The sequence below is a fragment of the Vibrio sp. genome (assembly GCF_048266485.1).
Taxonomy (GTDB): Bacteria; Pseudomonadota; Gammaproteobacteria; order Enterobacterales; family Vibrionaceae; genus Vibrio.
The window spans coordinates 1-17,773 of sequence record NZ_JBLWZK010000007.1; the positions used below are offsets into that span (position 1 = coordinate 1).

Below are 17,773 nucleotides of genomic sequence, written 5' to 3' on the forward strand. Positions count from 1 at the left end.
GCCGGAATTTTGTAGCTTGCCGGGCCGCTGGTCATTAAGCGCCCTTTTTCATTCCACACCAATTCCTCAGTCGTCAGCCAACCCACACCTTGTATGAAGCCGCCTTCTATCTGGCCAATATCTATCGCAGGGTTTAGCGATGCGCCAACATCATGCAAAATATCAGTACGTAGAATTTTGTACTCGCCTGTTAAGGTATCGACAACCACTTCTGAGCATGATGCACCATAAGCAAAGTAATAGAATGGGCGACCGCGAGCTCTTTCATGATCATAATGAATCTTCGGTGTGCGGTAGAATCCCGTACTCGACAGCGATACTTGGTTGAAATACGCCTGCTGGACAAATTCAGCAAATGGGATCAATTGGTCGCGTACTTCCACCACACCATTGTTGAATATGACTTCTTCTGGGGTCACTTTGTAGTGATTTGCAGCGAAATCAACCAAACGTGCTTTAATCGTCATCGCCGCATTTTGCGCTGCTTTACCGTTCAAATCCGTACCCGATGACGCTGCGGTTGGCGAGGTGTTTGGTACTTTGTCGGTATTGGTTGCCGTGATTTGAATTTGGTCAATATCGACACTGAACTCTTGCGCGACAATCTGCGCCACTTTGGTATTCAAACCTTGCCCCATTTCTGTACCACCGTGGTTCAGGTGAATACTGCCATCGGTATAAATATGAATCAGCGCACCGGCTTGGTTTAAGAACGTTGCGGTAAATGAAATACCAAACTTCACAGGGGTTAATGCAATCCCCTTTTTCAAGATTGGACTATTGGCATTAAATTCCGCTATTTCTTTACGGCGTTTTTGATATTCACTGGTTTTTTCTAGCTCTTCTGTGATGTCAAGTAAGCAGTTATCTTCTACTTTTTGATAGTAGTGAGTGGTATCTCGCCCTTCTCCGCCGTAGTAGTTTGCTTTACGAATTTCCAGCGGATCTTTACCGAGATAGTGGGCAATTTCATCCATGATGTGTTCAATGGTCATCATGCCTTGCGGGCCACCGAAACCACGGTAAGCGGTATTGGAAGCGGTATTGGTTTTACAGCGATTACCCACTACCTTGGCATCACCTAGGTAATATGCATTGTCCGAGTGGAACATTGCGCGGTCGACAATTGAATGTGATAAATCAATCGAATAACCACAATCACCTGAATTGATTAATTCTGCGCCATGAATGCGTCCATCCTCATCAAAGCCAATACGATACTGGTTATAAAATGGGTGACGTTTACCGGTCATGATCATATCGTCATTACGCCACAAGCGAATCTTGGTCGGCTTTTGAGTCAAGCTCGCAATTACCGCGGCAATACAAGCTGGCGCATTGGCTTGGGTTTCTTTCCCTCCAAAGCCACCGCCCATACGACGCATATCTACCACGACTTTGTGCATCGCAACGCCCAATACTTCTGCCACCACTTTTTGGATTTCAGTTGGGTTTTGCGTTGAGGTATAAACGATCACCCCACCATCTTCGGCAGGTACGACGCTACTGGCTTGGGTTTCTAAATAGAAATGCTCTTGACCACCAATATTTAGCTCGCCTTCTAATACGTGTTTGGCTGAGGCAAGCGCACCTTGGTAATCACCACGCTGTTGCACATGGGTTTCATGTACGAAGTGTTTTTTCTCGAGCGCTTCTTTAACATCTAAAATAGCCGGTAATGGTTCGAATTCAATCTCAGCCGCTAAGGCCGCTTTACGTGCGGTTTCCATATCTTTTGCTGCCACCGCAATGATCGGTTGGCCGTAATATTCCACGACCCCATCTGCTAATAATGGATCGCCAGGAAATACTGCACCGATATCCAACTCACCCGGCACATCTTTACTGGTGATGGCAATTTCAACACCCTCAAATTCGTAACAAGGATCGGTATTGATGCTGACAATCTTGGCATGCGCTTCGGTGCTTAAACGGCAATAGACATGCAGCTGATTTGGGAACTCTAAACGGTCATCAATATAAACCGCTTCGCCAGACACTTGCTTATCGGCACTATCATGTTTAACGGCTTTACCTACGCCGGTTTTCAGATCTTGATTATATTGTGCGAGTAGCTCGTCATAGCTTAATTTTGGAGAATGATTAGACATAAGACGTGACCCTCGTTTCAATACTATGTTTCTTAAAGTTATGACTGTTTTGCTGTGACATGACCTTGGTTTGTTGCTCTAGGAAAAAACGTAGAAGCATATTGCAGGCGGTTTTAGAGCGATATTCTTTACTGGCCCTAAAATCAGACAGTGGCTCAAAATCTTGATCTAACTGCACCATAGCTGCTTCGACAGTGGCTTTATCCCATGCTTTTCCTATTAAAGCTTTTTCACATAACTCGGCCCGCTTTGGCGTTGCTGCCATTCCGCCAAATGCCACGCGAGCATCCATCACCACATCATTTTCAATGGTGAAATTAAACGCTCCACAGACTGCAGAAATATCATCATCGATGCGCTTTGATAATTTATAGGCGCTGAAAAACTGCTGCTTATTATTATTTTCAAGATCATCAGGCTTAGGAATAATAATTTGTTCGATAAATTCAGATTCTTGCTGAATCGTTACTTTGTAATTAATAAAGTATTCATCAATTTGAATTTCTCGAACCTGCTGCCCTTTTCGTAATTTCAGGCGGGCATTAAGCGCAATAAGGAGAGGGGGCGTGTCACCAATAGGAGACGCATTGGCAACATTGCCCCCAATAGTGCCTTGGTTACGTACTTGTAATGATGCAAAGCGATGCAGTAGGTGACCAAAATCAGGATAATATTTGGCTAGTGTGGCGTAACAATCGCTAATCGGCATATTGGCACCAATCACGATATCTTGTTCAGTTTCATGAATAGTTTTCATATCCGTAACGCCAGTAACGTTAATCAGTGTTTCAATTTCACGGTGGAATTGCGTAACTTCTAGAGCGAGATCAGTACCACCAGCGACCAGTTTTGCTTTTGGATGGCGATCATACAATTCGGCTAATTCATCAATGGTCGTTGGTGAGAAACTCGTTAAATTGCCCAATACTAACGGTGCGGTTTTGGATTCAATCTTCTCAAGTTTGGCGATGGTTTTTTGCTCAAGTTCGGCAAATTGATCAAGCAAAGGTTGGTCTGAACTTAGCGATAAAGCTGCATCAACAATAGGACGATAACCAGTACAGCGGCAAAGGTTGCCTGCCAATGATTCCATCACATCTTCTTTATCCGCACTTGGTTTGTTCTTACTCAAAGCAAACATCGACATAATAAAGCCCGGTGTACAGTAACCACATTGCGAACCATGAAAGTCCACTAATGCCTGCTGTACTGGGTGCAGTGATTGTTTGTTTTTAAGATCTTCGACCGTAATTAATTGCTTTCCGTGTAATGATGACACAAAGGTCAAACATGAATTGACACTACGGTATTGCAACTTGCCATCCACAAGCTCGCCAAGTACCACAGTACATGCGCCACAATCACCAGAACCACACCCTTCTTTGGTGCCAGTTTTATGTAACTCGGTACGTAAGTAATTTAACACTGTCATATTTGGTGAAATATTGGTTTCACGCTTCAGTGTTTGATTGAGTAAAAACGTAATCAAAGTGCTTCTCCTGTGCTCACTTATTCGCTATTGGAGAACGGTTTTTTATCGTGCCGTTTAACCTATAGCTCACTTCCTTTGCATTAAGTATTGGATTTCTTGACTCAATGGTCAAGTTTTGGCGATCACATTTTTTAAACAATTTTGCAACACTTTGATTTTAAGATATAAAAAAACCGCTGATAGACAGCGGTTTTGTTGACTACTCGATTTTTAATCAATATTACAATTCTGAAACCGTTTGATGTTGTGCTTTTGAAGCATTCACCAACAACACACCAACAACCAGAACAATAGAACCACATAATAAGAACAACATACGTCCTGTCATTTCATTTGGTAGTAGCGCCATTGCTAAGACACCAAAACCAGCAATACAAATTAATCGACCTAACATAGAACGCTGTTTAGTATCTAAATTATGTTGCTCCTCGCCGCTTGAAACAACCGGGGTATTCCAGTTTTCGAATAGTCTTTCTACTTCAACTTCACGCTCTGGAGTGCGACCTCTGTAAAAAAGCATCGTCAGTAGGAAGAAACCACCAGTAAAGACAACATGTGCAGCAAGGCTTATTGCTACTTTCAAGTCAGACCATTCACGCCCTGTTAAAGCTTGATCTAAGCCTAAAAAGCGTTCTACATCATGAGCTTGTAACGAGATGCCAAAAATCCAAGAAACGATACCGCCGACAATCAAAGTTGTCCAAGCTGACCAATCTGGTGTTTTACGGATCCACATACCCAATAGAATTGGAATCAACATTGGGAAACCAATCAAAGCACCAACATTTAGAACGATATCAAATAGACTTAAATGACGTAATGAGTTAATGAACAAACCAATTGCAATAATGATAAAACCCATTATTACGGTAGTTGTTTTACTCACCATAACCAACTCTTTTTGAGAAGCATTAGGGCGCACGATAGGACTATAAAAGTTCATTACGAAAATGCCTGCATTACGGTTCAAACCAGAGTCCATTGATGACATGGTTGCCGCAAACATAGCTGACATTAATAGGCCAACCATTCCTGCTGGCATCACATTTTGAACAAAGGCAAGATAAGCTGCATCACTCCCTACCGAAGCATAATCAGTGGCAAAGTTAGGCATAAATGCACCAACATACCAAGCAGGTAAGAACCAAATGACAGGGCCAATAATCATCAATACACAAGCAAGACCCGCTGCTTTACGAGCATTTTCACTGTCTTTTGCACATAAATAACGATAAGCATTAATCGAATTATTCATCACGCCAAATTGCTTGATGAAGATAAACACAACCCAAAGAACAAAGATGCTCATATAATTCAGATTGTTACCAACGAAGAAATCACCTTGGAAGTTACTTACAATGTTAGTGACACCACCACCTTGGAAGTAGGCTGCAACGGCACAAGTAATAGTTACCGCCATGATCACCAACATCTGCACGAAATCAGATGCAACAACCGCCCAAGAGCCGCCAGTTACAGACATCAGCATAAGCACTAAGCCAGTAACGATAATAGTGGCTTCCATTGGGATATCAAATACAGCCGCAACAAATATTGCAAGACCATTTAACCAGATACCTGCTGAAATCAAACTGTCTGGCATTCCACCCCAAGTAAAAAACTGCTCTGAAGTTTTACCAAAGCGTTGGCGAATAGCTTCAATACCTGTAACAACACGAAGTTGGCGGAATTTTGGTGCAAAATACATGTAGTTAACGAAGTAACCAAATGCGTTTGCTAAGAATAAGATAACAACAACAAAGCCATCGCTATAAGCACGCCCTGCTGCACCAGTAAAAGTCCAGGCAGAAAATTGAGTCATGAAGGCAGTAGCACCTACCATCCACCATAACATCTTACCTCCCCCCCTAAAGTAATCACTAGTAGAGGTAGTGAAAGTACGGAACATCCAACCAATCGCAATTAAAAAGAGGAAGTAGGCAGCAACAACAATAGTATCGATAGTCATTTTTTTGGGCCTTTAAAATAATTAAATTAACTGATTGCTAGACTACCTACTTCACCAACCATTTTGTAGTACAAATAACATTAAACATGATCTAGTGCATATTTTTAATGTGCGGTAGATCAATGCATGAAAACAAAAATATCAATACCTTACAAATATGTGTGAGGCAACCTTCATAAAATCAAACATTTATTGTATTACAAATATAAAGAGGATCATTTTAGGAAATATCGATGTATTGACATAAAAAATCCGATATCAAATGGTTTTTGATATCGGATTCATCATGAAGTTAAGCTTAAGCGAGTTAAAGAAAGTTGAAACCAGAATAAATACGCCAAACGAGAATGAAGCAACTCAATCAATACAATCCATCACTTGTCGTATAAGCACTTGTTTATATTGAAGAGTTTATTTAAAAACAAATTGGCCAAAAATAGTGGAAACATATCTCCTTAAGTGTTGCTTGCTGAATAAACGCCACAGCCTTTTAAGATCATTGAGATTAAAAACTGTGCTGCTTCATCATAATCTTTGCGGACCAATTTCTTTTTGTTCATCACCCGACAAATCTGCCAACCGAAGTCCGCATACGTTTGCGTCGCCGCCCATATAGTAAACATTAAGTGGTGTGGAGAAACCGCATCCATTCTGCCCTGCTCAATCCATGACTGAAACTTAGTAATGATCATTTCAGACTGCTGTTGCAATTCATCTTCAATATCTTTGGGTAAAGATTTTCCGCCCGACATCACTTCATTAGCAAATACTTTGGAAGCATATGCATGATCGCGAGAGATAATCAGTTTGGTCTTAATATATTCGGTTAACGCTTCGATAGGATCATCAAGCTCTTGAATAGGCTTGGACGATTGCAGTAAGGGCACAGTGACACTTTCAAGTACCGCACGATAAAGGTTATCTTTGGAATTGTAGTAATAATAGATATTTGGCTTAGGGATGTTGGCTTCTTTGGCAATATCTGCCACTTTGGTTGCCGCGTAGCCATATTTGGCAAAATGCTGGCTGGCCGCTTCAATAATGACGCTTTGATTTCGTTCTCTCACCTTTGCCACTTAGTCACTCCCGTCTTGTTACCAAAATCCGTTGTGATTAGTGTTTTATCATAGCGAGCGAGAAATTCATCCTTTTTTTCCAATCCATAGCTAGAAATGGAGATGTAACCAGAAATACGCTTTACGTCACTTGATGTCTTATGTGTCTGAGTATAGGAATGGGATTAAAAAGTCCCGAGCGGCATCATTACCTCATTAATCCGTCGCACACAAAACTAAGATTAATTTTTCAACCACTCGGGGCGCACTAAAGGAGACAAAAAGTGCGGTAAAAACTGAGTCCTTGCGGAATGAAAGGTTTATTCCCAAATACAAACCAAACATGCCAGTTAAATGCAAACACTCAGCTATACCCTTCGTAATTAAAGCTGCAGCTTTGTTGCCAGCGTTCATTCACCTCAATCACATAGGCAAGCTATGCTCATGAGGATTCATTCACTTGTCGCCTCGCTGCAACTCCAATTACTTTGGGTATATAACGAAAATAGAAATTCAAAGGTATCTAAAGCCGATTCCTCTAAATACCAACAATACTACTCACCACGAATATTATGTTTGCCGCGTGCTTCAATGGCTTTGATTAAGGCAGAGTGATCCCAGTTCGAACCATCCATCTCAGCACACTCGCCAAACAATTGTTGAGCGGTTGCAGTATTCGGTAGATCAAGACCTAATTGCTCAGCGCCGGTTAACGCAAGGTTTAAGTCTTTTTGGTGAAGTGCGATTCTAAAGCCTGGGTCGAATGTGCCTTTCACCATACGCTCGCCATGTACTTCCAAAATCTTCGAGTTAGCAAACCCCCCCATTAATGCATTACGTACGCGCGCAGGATCCGCACCGGCTTTTGAAGCAAAGACAAAGGCTTCGGAAACTGCTTCAATATTTAACGCGACGATAATTTGGTTGGCAACTTTACAGATTTGACCTGCGCCATTATCGCCCACTAGCGTAATGTTTTGTCCCATCACTTCAAATAGAGGTTTGGCACGTTCAAAGGCCGCTTCACTACCACCGACCATGATCGTTAGCGTGGCATTAATTGCTCCCACTTCACCCCCCGAAACCGGTGCATCTAGGTACTCGGCGCCACATTCTTTAATTTGTTTAGCAAACTCTTGAGTTTCAATTGGCGCAATCGAGCTCATATCAATCACTAGTTTACCTGCTGATAAACCTTGTGCGATACCATTGTCACCAAATAGTGCATCGGCAACATCTGGCGTATTTGGCACCATAGTAATAATCACATCAGCTTGCTGTGCGGCTTCTTTACCGCTGTGTACAACGGTCGCACCGCCATCGACGAGCTCTTGAGGTGGCGCAACAAAGTGGTCTGAAACCACAATCGAGTAACCAGCTTTCTGCAAGTTAACCGCCATTGGTTTGCCCATGATACCAGTGCCAATAAATGCAATTGTTGGTGTAGTCATAATCTCATCCTTAAAATTTATTTTTTATGTTCAGTAAATTCAATTACGCCATTTCTTTTAGCCAAATTAGCCCTTCTTGAGTGGTCGTCTTCGGCTTATATTCACAACCAATCCAACCGTCGTAACCGATGGTATCTAAATGGTTGAACAAAAATGGATAGTTAATCTCGCCAGTACCCGGTTCATGTCGACCTGGGTTATCCGCCAATTGAACATGTTGAATTTGGCCAAGATGTTCACTTAAGGTTGGCGCTAAATCGCCTTCCATGATTTGCATGTGATAAATATCGTATTGGAAATTCAAATTATCACTGCCTACCTTCTCAATGATGTCGAGAGCTTGCTTCGTATTGGTTAAGAAAAAGCCCGGAATATCACGAGTATTGATCGCTTCAATAATCAAGCTGATGCCATTTTCTTTCAGTGCTCCAGCGGCAAAGCGTAAGTTGCTCACAAAGGTTTCTTCTGCTTGCTGAGCTGTCACACCATCTGGCACGATACCCGCAAGGCAGTTGACCTGGCTGCAATCGAGCGCTTTGGCATATTGAATCGCTTTAGTGACGCCTTGTTGGAATTCTTCTACTCGACTTGGATCCACCGCAATACCGCGATCACCCGCGAGCCAATCACCAGCCGGTAGGTTGAATAACACTTGTTTTAGCTGGTTTGATTCCAATACACCTTTGATGGTGCTAGCTTCAAAATCATAAGGAAATAGGTACTCTACTCCCTGAAAACCGGCTTGTGCGGCTTGTTCAAAGCGTTGTAAAAAATCCACTTCGGTAAATAGCATTGATAGATTTGCCGCAAACTTAGGCATATCCTTCTCCTTTTTCTGCCACTAAAAATAGATATTCAAGCATTGAAGAAACTGCCAATGTGACAGCCCTTCAATGGTGTTATTATTGGTTAAAAGTAATCGCAGTTGGGGCGTCGCCTTGCTCCCCAGCTAAGCTTTCAAACTCATTAATGCCGTCGATTTCCACACCCATTGCGATGTTGGTCACGCGCTCTAAAATAAATTCCACCACCACTGGTACACGGTGTTTTTCCATCAATTTCTTCGCTTCTTCAAACGCGGCTGGTGCATCTTCAGGAGTACGAACACGAATCGCTTTACACCCTAGCCCTTCCACCACCGCCACATGATCGACCCCATAACCTTCCATTTCTGGTGCGTTTTGGTTTTCAAAAGCAAGCTGAACACAGTAATCAATATCGAACTGACGCTGCGCCTGACGAATCAACCCAAGGTAAGAGTTGTTCACGACCACATGGATATAAGGCAGATTGAACTGCGCACCGGCGGCTAATTCTTCGATCATAAATTGGAAATCGTAGTCACCTGAAATCGCCACAATCGGACGGTTTGGATCGGCCGCGCGAACCCCTAGCGCAGCTGGAATCGTCCAACCTAGTGGGCCTGCTTGACCACAGTTGATCCAGTGACGAGGTTTATACACATGTAAGAACTGCGCCGCAGCAATTTGCGACAAACCAATGGTGCTGACGTAACAAGTATCTTCACCAAACGCCTTGTTCATTTCTTCATAAACCCGCATTGGCTTCATTGGTACTTCTTCAAAGTGAGTTTTACGTAGCATGCTTGATTTGCGTTCGATACACTCACCAACCCAGCCAGAACGATCTTTTAACTTGCCTGACGCTTGCATTTCTTTCGCTACCTCTAAGAACAGCGTTAATGCGGATTTTGCATCAGACACAATGCCTAAATCCGGGCAGAACACGCGGCCAATTTGCGTCGGTTCAATATCCACATGGACAAATTTACGACCTTGGGTATACACATCAACCGAACCGGTATGACGGTTTGCCCAACGGTTACCAATACCCAATACAAAATCAGACGCCAGCATGGTGGCATTGCCGTAACGGTGCGAGGTTTGTAGCCCAACCATGCCTGCCATCAGCTCATGATTATCTGGAATACTGCCCCAACCCATTAGCGTTGGAATAACCGGAACATTTAAGATCTCGGCAAGTTCTTGCAATTCAGCACTCGCGCCAGCGTTAATCACCCCACCACCAGACACAATCAAAGGCTTGTCCGATTCAGTTAACATCGTCAGCGCTTTTTCTACCTGGCTGCGGGTTGCGGTTGGTTGATACGGCTCAAGCGGCTCATAGGTATCAATATCAAACTCGATTTCAGCCAGCTGCACATCAATCGGTAAATCGATTAATACTGGGCCCGGACGCCCTGATCGCATAATGTGAAATGCTTGCTGGAATGCTCGTGGCACTAGCGCAGGCTCTAGAACGGTCGTCGCCCATTTGGTCACTGGTTTGGCAATGGATTCAATATCCACCGCTTGGAAATCTTCTTTGTGCAAACGAGCGCGTGGAGCTTGACCGGTAATACATAAAATTGGAATCGAATCTGCTGATGCCGAATACAAGCCAGTGATCATATCGGTGCCCGCTGGGCCAGAAGTACCGATACACACGCCAATATTTTTATCATTGGTACGGGTGTAGCCTTCTGCCATATGTGAAGCCCCTTCCACATGGCGCGCTAGTACATGATCAATACCACCAATTTTTTTCATCGCTGCATAAAATGGGTTGATTGCCGCACCAGGTACACCAAATGCGATATCCACCCCTTCTCTTTTTAATACTTCCACTGCAGCTTCAATCGCTTTCATTTTAGCCATAACTCAAGTCCCTTTTAATATTGTATACAATTAAAAATACACTATTCAGTCTAGACGCGACAATTTGAATTGTGCAAATAAAAAACAAAAATATTTTTAAATAAAGTGCTTATATTGAGTTAAACCACTGCTTACAAAGCAATTAAAACTGATCCGACCAAGTCTTGTACATTTTGTTTAAGTGCACAAAACGTTAAATAAACTTTGATCTTTTGTGAAAACGAGGATATACCTAGACAAGAAATAAAACATTAATGTACACAATATTGTTTAAATAAACACAAATACAAGAAATATGTAGATAAGATTCATATCAATCAAATTAATGAGTTGATCATTAGTGAGATTGGTATTCAAAACTCAAAATCGCCCCAACGCTTTTGGGTTTACCCATATTGACTGCTCGTACATGTTCATAAAGGAGACGATTATGCACAGCACTGAGGACCGAGAAACAGACATGCAATCCCAGCAATCGCGCGCGATTAATGTGGTTGGTGAATTATCCACAGAACAACAAAAGGCCATTCTTTCAGAACCTGCTTTGGATTTTCTGAATGCCTTAGTGACAACGTTCAGCGCGCCATTAGAGCAAGCGCTACACCTACGACGTGAACGTCAAAAACAATTTGATGCTGGCGAACTTCCTGATTTCCGTGAAGACACCAAAAACATTCGCGAAGATAAAAGCTGGAAAGTCGCTCCGATCCCAAAAACATTACAGGATCGTCGGGTCGAAATCACTGGCCCTGTTGAGCGCAAGATGGTGATTAACGCCCTTAATTCAGGGGCAAAAATCTTCATGTGCTGTTTTGAAGATGCATCTTCTCCAACATGGGAGAACATGCTAGATGGGCAAGTCAATTTACGTGATGCCAATGCTGGCACCATCAGTTACTACGATGAGAAAAAAGATAAACAATATGATCTCGTTGCAGAGCCTGCGCAGTTACTGGCTCGCCCTCGTGGCTTGCATCTACCTGAACGTCATATTGAATATAACGGCCAGCCAATCCCAGGTTGTTTAATGGATTTTGCTTTGTACTTTTTCCATAACTACCAAACCCGCGCCCAACAAGGCGAAGGTGTGTACTACTACATTCCTAAGCTAGAAAGTATGGAAGAAGCCAAGTGGTGGGATGATGTATTCCGCTTTACCGAAGAGTACTTCAAAGTAGACATCGGCACGATTCGCGCGACAGTATTAATTGAAACTCTTCCAGCAGTATTCCAAATGGAAGAAATGCTGTATGTGATGCGTGAACATATTGTAGCAATGAACTGTGGCCGCTGGGATTACATCTTCAGCTACATCAAAACATTGAAAAACCATAAAGACCGCATCTTGCCAGACCGCCACAGCGTAGGTATGGACAAACCGTTCTTGAACGCTTACAGCCAACTATTGGTGAAAACTTGTCATGCTCGCGGTGCACTCGCAATGGGCGGTATGTCAGCATTTATTCCAAATTCCGACCCTGCGGTTATGCAGCAGGTGTTGACCAAGGTAGAAGAAGATAAGAACCGTGAATCTTCTAACGGTCATGATGGTACTTGGGTTGCTCATCCGAAGTTAGTGGATGTGGCAATGGAGATTTTTGATAACAAATTGGGTGGGCAAGTCAATCAAATGGATTTTGACAGCAGCCATGTAGGTAACATTACTGCAGAACAATTACTCGCGCCATGTGAAGGACCACGTAATGAAGAAGGCTTACGTAAAAATATTCGTATCGCGCTTTATTACATTGAAGCCTGGATCAGCGGTGTAGGTTGTGTACCAATCTACGGCCTAATGGAAGATGCGGCAACGGCAGAAATCTCTCGTGCCAGCATCTGGCAGTGGATTAAACACGGCGTGAAACTAGACGATGGCCAAGTGGTAACAGAGGAGTATTTCCGAACTCTGTTGGCAGAAGAATTAATTACGATTAAACAAGAAGTTGGCGAGCAACGTTATGCTCAAGGACGATTTGAAGAAACGGCCAAGATGTTCGATACCTTATCGACCCAAGACGATTTTGCAGAGTTCTTGACTCTACCGAGCTACCCGCTTCTTTGTTAATAACCACAACTTGCCCCCTCGACTTTAACCGAGCCTTTAAAAGCCGAGGGTGGTAAGTTTTATTAATGAGGATCCTGATCATGAGTTTGACACTGCAACAAGCATTAAGTATTACCCAAGGTGCGTTTAGCACCGCATTAGACTTAAAAAGTGCTCCACTCACTGTGGCTGTTTTAGACAGTGGTGGTAAACTGGTTTCCCTACAACGGCAAGACGGTTCTAGCATGATGCGGCCTGATATTGCCATAGCAAAAGCGTGGGGAGCCCTTGCATTAGGATGCTCATCAAGAAAATTGGCGCAAGATGCCGATGCCCGACCAGCCTTTATTTCAGCCATCAATGTGCTAGCTCATGGTAATATGGTTCCTGTGCCAGGCGGTGTGTTAGTTCGCAATGAATCAAACCTGGTTTTGGGCGCAGTTGGTATCAGTGGCGATTTATCAGATTTAGATGAAAAATGTGCTCTGGAAGGCATTTTGCATGCAAAGTTGTATTCACCTGACACTTAGATAAACTATGGTCTATAATGTACAATCTATGGACGTTGTTATTATTTGTGTTGTTAACGCCCACCACTTTTCAGCAGATTAGACCATGACTAAATTAAGTAAGTTATCGAATACCAAAATTCAAGCGAAAGCCAATAATCAAACCCAAGATGATGTGGTGTACTGCCACATCTTTGATGCAATTCTAGAGCAACGCTTACCCCCTAGCACCAAGCTTAATGAAGAATCGTTAAGTGAAATCTTTGGTGTTAGCCGAACCATTATTCGCCGTGCATTATTACGTCTCTCTCTAGAGCAAGTCGTCGATATCAAACCTAACCGCGGCGCGACAGTTTCAGCTCCAACCATAGATGAAGCGACCCAAATTCTAAAAGCACGTGAAATTGCAGAACTTGCAGTAACAGAACTAGCAACCGAAAACTGTCACCCTCAACAGATGCAAGTTTTACGTAATCTCGTGACTAGTGAAGATGAAGCAATTGCCAATGGTGATATTGGTCGTGGTATTCGTTTATCTGGTGAGTTTCATATCGAACTAGCTAAAATGGCAAAAAACGCGCCGTTATTGCACTTCTTGCGCAGCCTAGTTTCTCAAACCTCACTATTGATTGCTCAGTATGAAGGCAGTAATAACAGCAACTGTTCTCAAGATGAACACACCAACCTACTCAATGCCATTGAAGCTGGTGACAAGCAAACCGCTATTCATCTAATGGAACATCACTTACAGCACATCAAAGCCAACCTGAACTTAACCGATGATGCAACCTCAAGTGATTTACATGTAGTGTTCTCAAATGTGATTCGCTCAAGAGCATAATCAAGCGTTTGCTTAGCAGCATTCAATAAAATGATTAAAGGCAGAGTTTAATCGCTCTGCCTTTAATCATTTTGTAGAGAAGTATAAAGAATCATGCTGGTTGTCTTTGGCTACTTACTGAAACTTACTTTTATACAGAAACCGAGTCAATGGCTTTGCAAATTAGCATTTAACGGATTAGCTGATATATAGGAAAGTAAAACACGAACGAAAACCAATTGCTTTAATTCCGTTTAGATGTCTTGTTAGCTTTTGACAACGTAACGGCTTGATATAGCAATTCGGTTCCATAAATTGATTACAACAGATAACCACTGAATAGCAGATAATTCCTTTTCAGATAAATATTTAGCGGCCTCATCATAAACATTATCTGGTACTTGCTTAGTGCTTATTAAGGTGATTTCTTCTAACAACGCAATACTCGCTCGCTCTTTCTCGTTAAAGTAATGGGTGTCACGCCACGCAGATATAATACTTATTTTATCAAAATCAACTCTCTCTTTTTCTGCATCTCGGGCATGTAAACGAATACAAAAAGCACAACCATTAATTTGAGAAGCACGAAGCCTGAGTAAATGAGAAAAACCTATATCGATTCCAGCCTCTTGCAGTAATTTTTCGAGCTCCTTTTCCATCATCACCGCTTGTTGGTACATATTAGGGCATGCTTTACCAATATTAATTCTATCGGTCATAATAAAACTCCTTAAGTTTGGATAAAAAGCTAGACATAATGACTCCCACGAAAGTGCTATCCTCCAATGTCGTGGCTTAGCGAAACCAGAGCCATCACTCGTTTGCTAAAAAACTAAATTAGGAGGCTAGCATAAATAACGATACCACCCTTTTTATTGAGTTAGATACCCATAAATCCTTCACTCAAGTCGCACTTTTAAAAGATAATTGGAGTAAAACGCGTGAGGAATTATGGTTTTTTACGAGGCAATGTCGAACATTACGACGGAAAATCCAACTATTGTTCATACCTAATTCTGCCCCATCGCTAGCTGAACCTAGTATTTTACGGAGCAAAGTCTCTCGGCTTTGCTCTTGCTGTCAGCATGAATGCCATGCGTTGGGATCACTCGAACGAGTTAGCCGAAAGGCGAAAATATAAGGATAATGGCGACCACTATAAAATGGAGGGCTAACCAAAGAAAGAAATCCATTTCAAATATTCAGCACGTGATAAGTAGATTCCTGCTCTCGCCTAGGTTCGGCTGGAATGACGGTTTCAAAAGATACTCACCACGGACTGATTTATTGAGATAAAAATGAAAATAGCTGCGACAAAGACTAGCTCTTCCCCTTGATAGATGAAGCCACTTGGCAGCAGAAGTTAGTATAAGGGGAAATGGGAGCTACTTTTTGAGGGATTACCAAAGCAGATTCGACTCACCAAGAATCAAGAAAACCTCTTTCGAAATTCTCGTGGCGTTAACCCAACAATATTGATAAAAACCTTTCGACATGCACTAATATCTTCATAACCTACTTGGTTAGCTATCCATTCAAATGAACGATTTGTACTTTCCAAATAGTCGCATGCATTTTGCACTCTGAGACGCTGTAAATATTGATTTGGATTGTATCCCGTCGCCTTTAGAAACCGTCTTTGCATAGTACGTTCAGTTAGGTTCACTTGCTTCGCTAATTGATGTATCGATAACGGTGCCGTATAACTTTGATGCATTATTTGCTGAACCGAAACAATCATTAAATCGCCATGAGCAAACGATGGTTTAAATTGTTGATAATAACTCTGTTCTCTATGCGCGGTGTCGATAACAAGTGTTTTACCAAGTAGGCTTACAACCCTAGGAGAGGAATATTTAGAGATAAGCTCAAACCCGAGATCTAACCAAGACATCATACCGCCGGCTGTAACTATATCACCATGATCAATTAATATCTTATTGCTGTTAAGAGGTATTTCCGCAAACATTTTGGTAAATGTGTCTGCTAAGGCCCAATGGGTAGTCGCATCTCTTTTATCAAGCAAGTTAGTTGCAGCAAGAATAAACACCCCCGCACAAGCAGATGATAGAACGGTGCCTTTAGAGTACTGCTCTCTGAGCCAATCAATAAGTTTAGCTTCAGGAGCTAAGTAATAATCATCTATGGATGCAGGTGGTAGCAAAACAACCGTATAAGGACCTTCTATCAGCTCATCATGTGAAATAATGACAGGCTCAAATAAGACCTCAATCCCTTGCTCCCGACAAACTCTACTTGCAAGCAAAAACATCTCTTCAAGACCATAAACCGCTGACTTCAATACTGAAGGATATTCACAAATCCCAATGGATATTTTTGTCATACGACTCTCCATGCTTGTCGATTTTTGCCTTTTTTATGTCATTTTAACCTATAAAAAAAGTGCCGCAAATAGATCATAGTTTCCCTTAACCAACAGTAAAAACAACAGGAAATTAAAAATGAACAAAATTGCATTACTTATAATTGATGTACAAAATGATTACTTCTCTGGAGGTAAGTTTCCATTATGGAATACAGATAAAACATTGATAAACATTAAAGAAATAATTGTTAAAGCTAACCGGAAGCATGTTCCGGTCTTTCTTATCCAACATTTATCTTCGGCCCCCAAAGGAATGGCACCTTTCTTTGAAAAAGGTAGTGAAGGAGCAAATATCCACCCGGAAATAGTGGCGATATGCCCGAATGCTGAAATCATATACAAACAACATGCAGATAGCTTTTATCAAACTCATTTAGAGGAATCCTTGAAAAAGTTTGATATCAAGGAGTTACTGATATGCGGAATGATGACACAAAATTGCGTCACGCATACTGCTATATCAAAAAAAGCAGAAAAATATAAAGTTTCAATTATTGAAGATTGTTGCACGACTACAGATGCAATGATTCATAAAATTGCTTTGAATGCAGCATCACCTCGCATACCCCTGGTTACGTTTACTGAAGTGTTATAAAAATAACCTTATGAAAGTATATTGAAACATCACTGGTACTGGTTGCTAGTGAGTTTCAGCTCTATCGCACAATGGGACGTAAATGGTCTCACACATTGTCCTAGGTGAATGAAGATACAAGGCCTCACTTTCACGTCAGTATTATTAGTGTAATCGATTCCGGAATAACAAGATTGGGAGTCATTTAATCTTTAGATCATAAAATAATTAACCAAGTCAGAACTTCCATTCTAGCAAAAGAAGATCTGACTCGGTTTTATTCATTTTTAGCCGAACAACTTACTCCAAATACTTGGATTACGCTTGTCATGGTATTCCACACGAAGATCATCAACTTGGCGTAATTCTTCTTTAGCCTGCTCAAACTCACCAGCATCAAGATGCGTTTCGACGCTATCTAATGTTGTGGTCAATTTATTAAAGCCTTCTAAGTACAATTCTTGTTTTTCTGATGAGTAAGAGCCTTGTTTAGCTTGATTGACTAGCGCAGTCAGTTTTTCAACGGGCGCTTTCATCTCGTCAATATTCTGCGCTTTTGCGGCATGATTAAATTCAATTTTCATTTCTTTCATTGTCGCTTTCAGGTCAACCCCAGAAGCATACACATTAGCGGTCAATAATAAGGCAATAAATGGAATTAACTTTTTCATTTACAGTTTTCCT

At 41.9% G+C, this 17,773-nt stretch carries 14 protein-coding genes; 4 read left to right on the forward strand and 10 right to left on the reverse strand.

All coding sequences use genetic code 11. From position 1 onward, the window contains the following. From xdhB to gcl, 7 genes are all read right to left on the reverse strand, one after another. Positions 1 to 2,111 (reverse strand): xanthine dehydrogenase molybdopterin binding subunit (xdhB, locus tag ACN0T8_RS09825; RefSeq protein ID WP_417880449.1); only part of this gene is annotated, 2,111 nt, incomplete at its 3' end. Beyond that, positions 2,104 to 3,600 carry a xanthine dehydrogenase small subunit gene (gene xdhA, locus ACN0T8_RS09830; RefSeq protein WP_417880450.1) on the reverse strand — a complete coding sequence of 499 codons (1,497 nt, stop codon included), beginning with the start codon at positions 3,598 to 3,600 and terminating at the stop codon, positions 2,104 to 2,106. The genes xdhB and xdhA, both read right to left, overlap by 8 nt. A gap of 223 nt (positions 3,601 to 3,823) precedes the next feature. After that, a complete protein-coding gene (locus ACN0T8_RS09835) occupies positions 3,824 to 5,572 on the reverse strand; it encodes a sodium:solute symporter family protein (protein ID WP_417880451.1) in 1,749 nt (582 codons plus the stop codon). 455 nt (positions 5,573 to 6,027) lie between these two features. After that, positions 6,028 to 6,648, reverse strand: a complete 621-nt coding sequence (locus ACN0T8_RS09840; protein ID WP_417880452.1) for a TetR/AcrR family transcriptional regulator — start codon at positions 6,646 to 6,648, stop codon at positions 6,028 to 6,030. Between the two features lie 533 nt (positions 6,649 to 7,181). Then, positions 7,182 to 8,078, reverse strand: coding sequence for a 2-hydroxy-3-oxopropionate reductase (locus tag ACN0T8_RS09845; protein WP_193000825.1), 897 nt, complete (start codon positions 8,076 to 8,078; stop codon positions 7,182 to 7,184). 43 nt (positions 8,079 to 8,121) lie between these two features. Further along, on the reverse strand, positions 8,122 to 8,898 hold the full coding sequence (gene hyi / locus ACN0T8_RS09850; protein WP_417880453.1) for a hydroxypyruvate isomerase: 777 nt from the start codon (positions 8,896 to 8,898) through the stop codon (positions 8,122 to 8,124). Between the two features lie 82 nt (positions 8,899 to 8,980). Continuing rightward, on the reverse strand, positions 8,981 to 10,756 hold the full coding sequence (gene gcl / locus ACN0T8_RS09855) for a glyoxylate carboligase (protein ID WP_417880454.1): 1,776 nt from the start codon (positions 10,754 to 10,756) through the stop codon (positions 8,981 to 8,983). Between the two features lie 460 nt (positions 10,757 to 11,216). Here gcl and aceB point away from each other — a divergent pair, with 460 nt between their 5' ends. From aceB to ACN0T8_RS09870, 3 genes are all read left to right on the forward strand, one after another. Further along, positions 11,217 to 12,821 carry a malate synthase A gene (gene aceB, locus ACN0T8_RS09860; protein ID WP_417880567.1) on the forward strand — a complete coding sequence of 535 codons (1,605 nt, stop codon included), beginning with the start codon at positions 11,217 to 11,219 and terminating at the stop codon, positions 12,819 to 12,821. 77 nt (positions 12,822 to 12,898) lie between these two features. Further along, positions 12,899 to 13,330 carry a GlcG/HbpS family heme-binding protein gene (locus ACN0T8_RS09865; RefSeq protein WP_417880569.1) on the forward strand — a complete coding sequence of 144 codons (432 nt, stop codon included), beginning with the start codon at positions 12,899 to 12,901 and terminating at the stop codon, positions 13,328 to 13,330. A gap of 85 nt (positions 13,331 to 13,415) precedes the next feature. Further along, complete coding sequence (locus ACN0T8_RS09870; protein WP_417880455.1) at positions 13,416 to 14,150, forward strand: GntR family transcriptional regulator; 735 nt, start codon at positions 13,416 to 13,418, stop codon at positions 14,148 to 14,150. Positions 14,151 to 14,395: 245 nt separating this feature from the next. Here the strand turns inward: ACN0T8_RS09870 and ACN0T8_RS09875 are convergent, their stop codons facing one another. Beyond that, on the reverse strand, positions 14,396 to 14,848 hold the full coding sequence (locus tag ACN0T8_RS09875) for a carboxymuconolactone decarboxylase family protein (protein WP_417880456.1): 453 nt from the start codon (positions 14,846 to 14,848) through the stop codon (positions 14,396 to 14,398). A 710-nt stretch (positions 14,849 to 15,558) separates the two neighbouring features. Continuing rightward, positions 15,559 to 16,473: a GlxA family transcriptional regulator gene (locus tag ACN0T8_RS09880; RefSeq protein ID WP_417880457.1), complete on the reverse strand. Its 915-nt coding sequence runs from the start codon at positions 16,471 to 16,473 to the stop codon at positions 15,559 to 15,561. Positions 16,474 to 16,591: 118 nt separating this feature from the next. Here ACN0T8_RS09880 and ACN0T8_RS09885 point away from each other — a divergent pair, with 118 nt between their 5' ends. Then, the gene (locus tag ACN0T8_RS09885) at positions 16,592 to 17,110 is read left to right on the forward strand and encodes a cysteine hydrolase family protein (protein WP_417880458.1); all 519 of its coding nucleotides are present in this window, start codon (positions 16,592 to 16,594) and stop codon (positions 17,108 to 17,110) included. Between the two features lie 266 nt (positions 17,111 to 17,376). Here ACN0T8_RS09885 and ACN0T8_RS09890 read toward each other — a convergent pair whose 3' ends face one another. Further along, positions 17,377 to 17,760: a cytochrome b562 gene (locus ACN0T8_RS09890; protein WP_417880459.1), complete on the reverse strand. Its 384-nt coding sequence runs from the start codon at positions 17,758 to 17,760 to the stop codon at positions 17,377 to 17,379. Between the last annotated feature and the right edge of the window lie 13 nt (positions 17,761 to 17,773).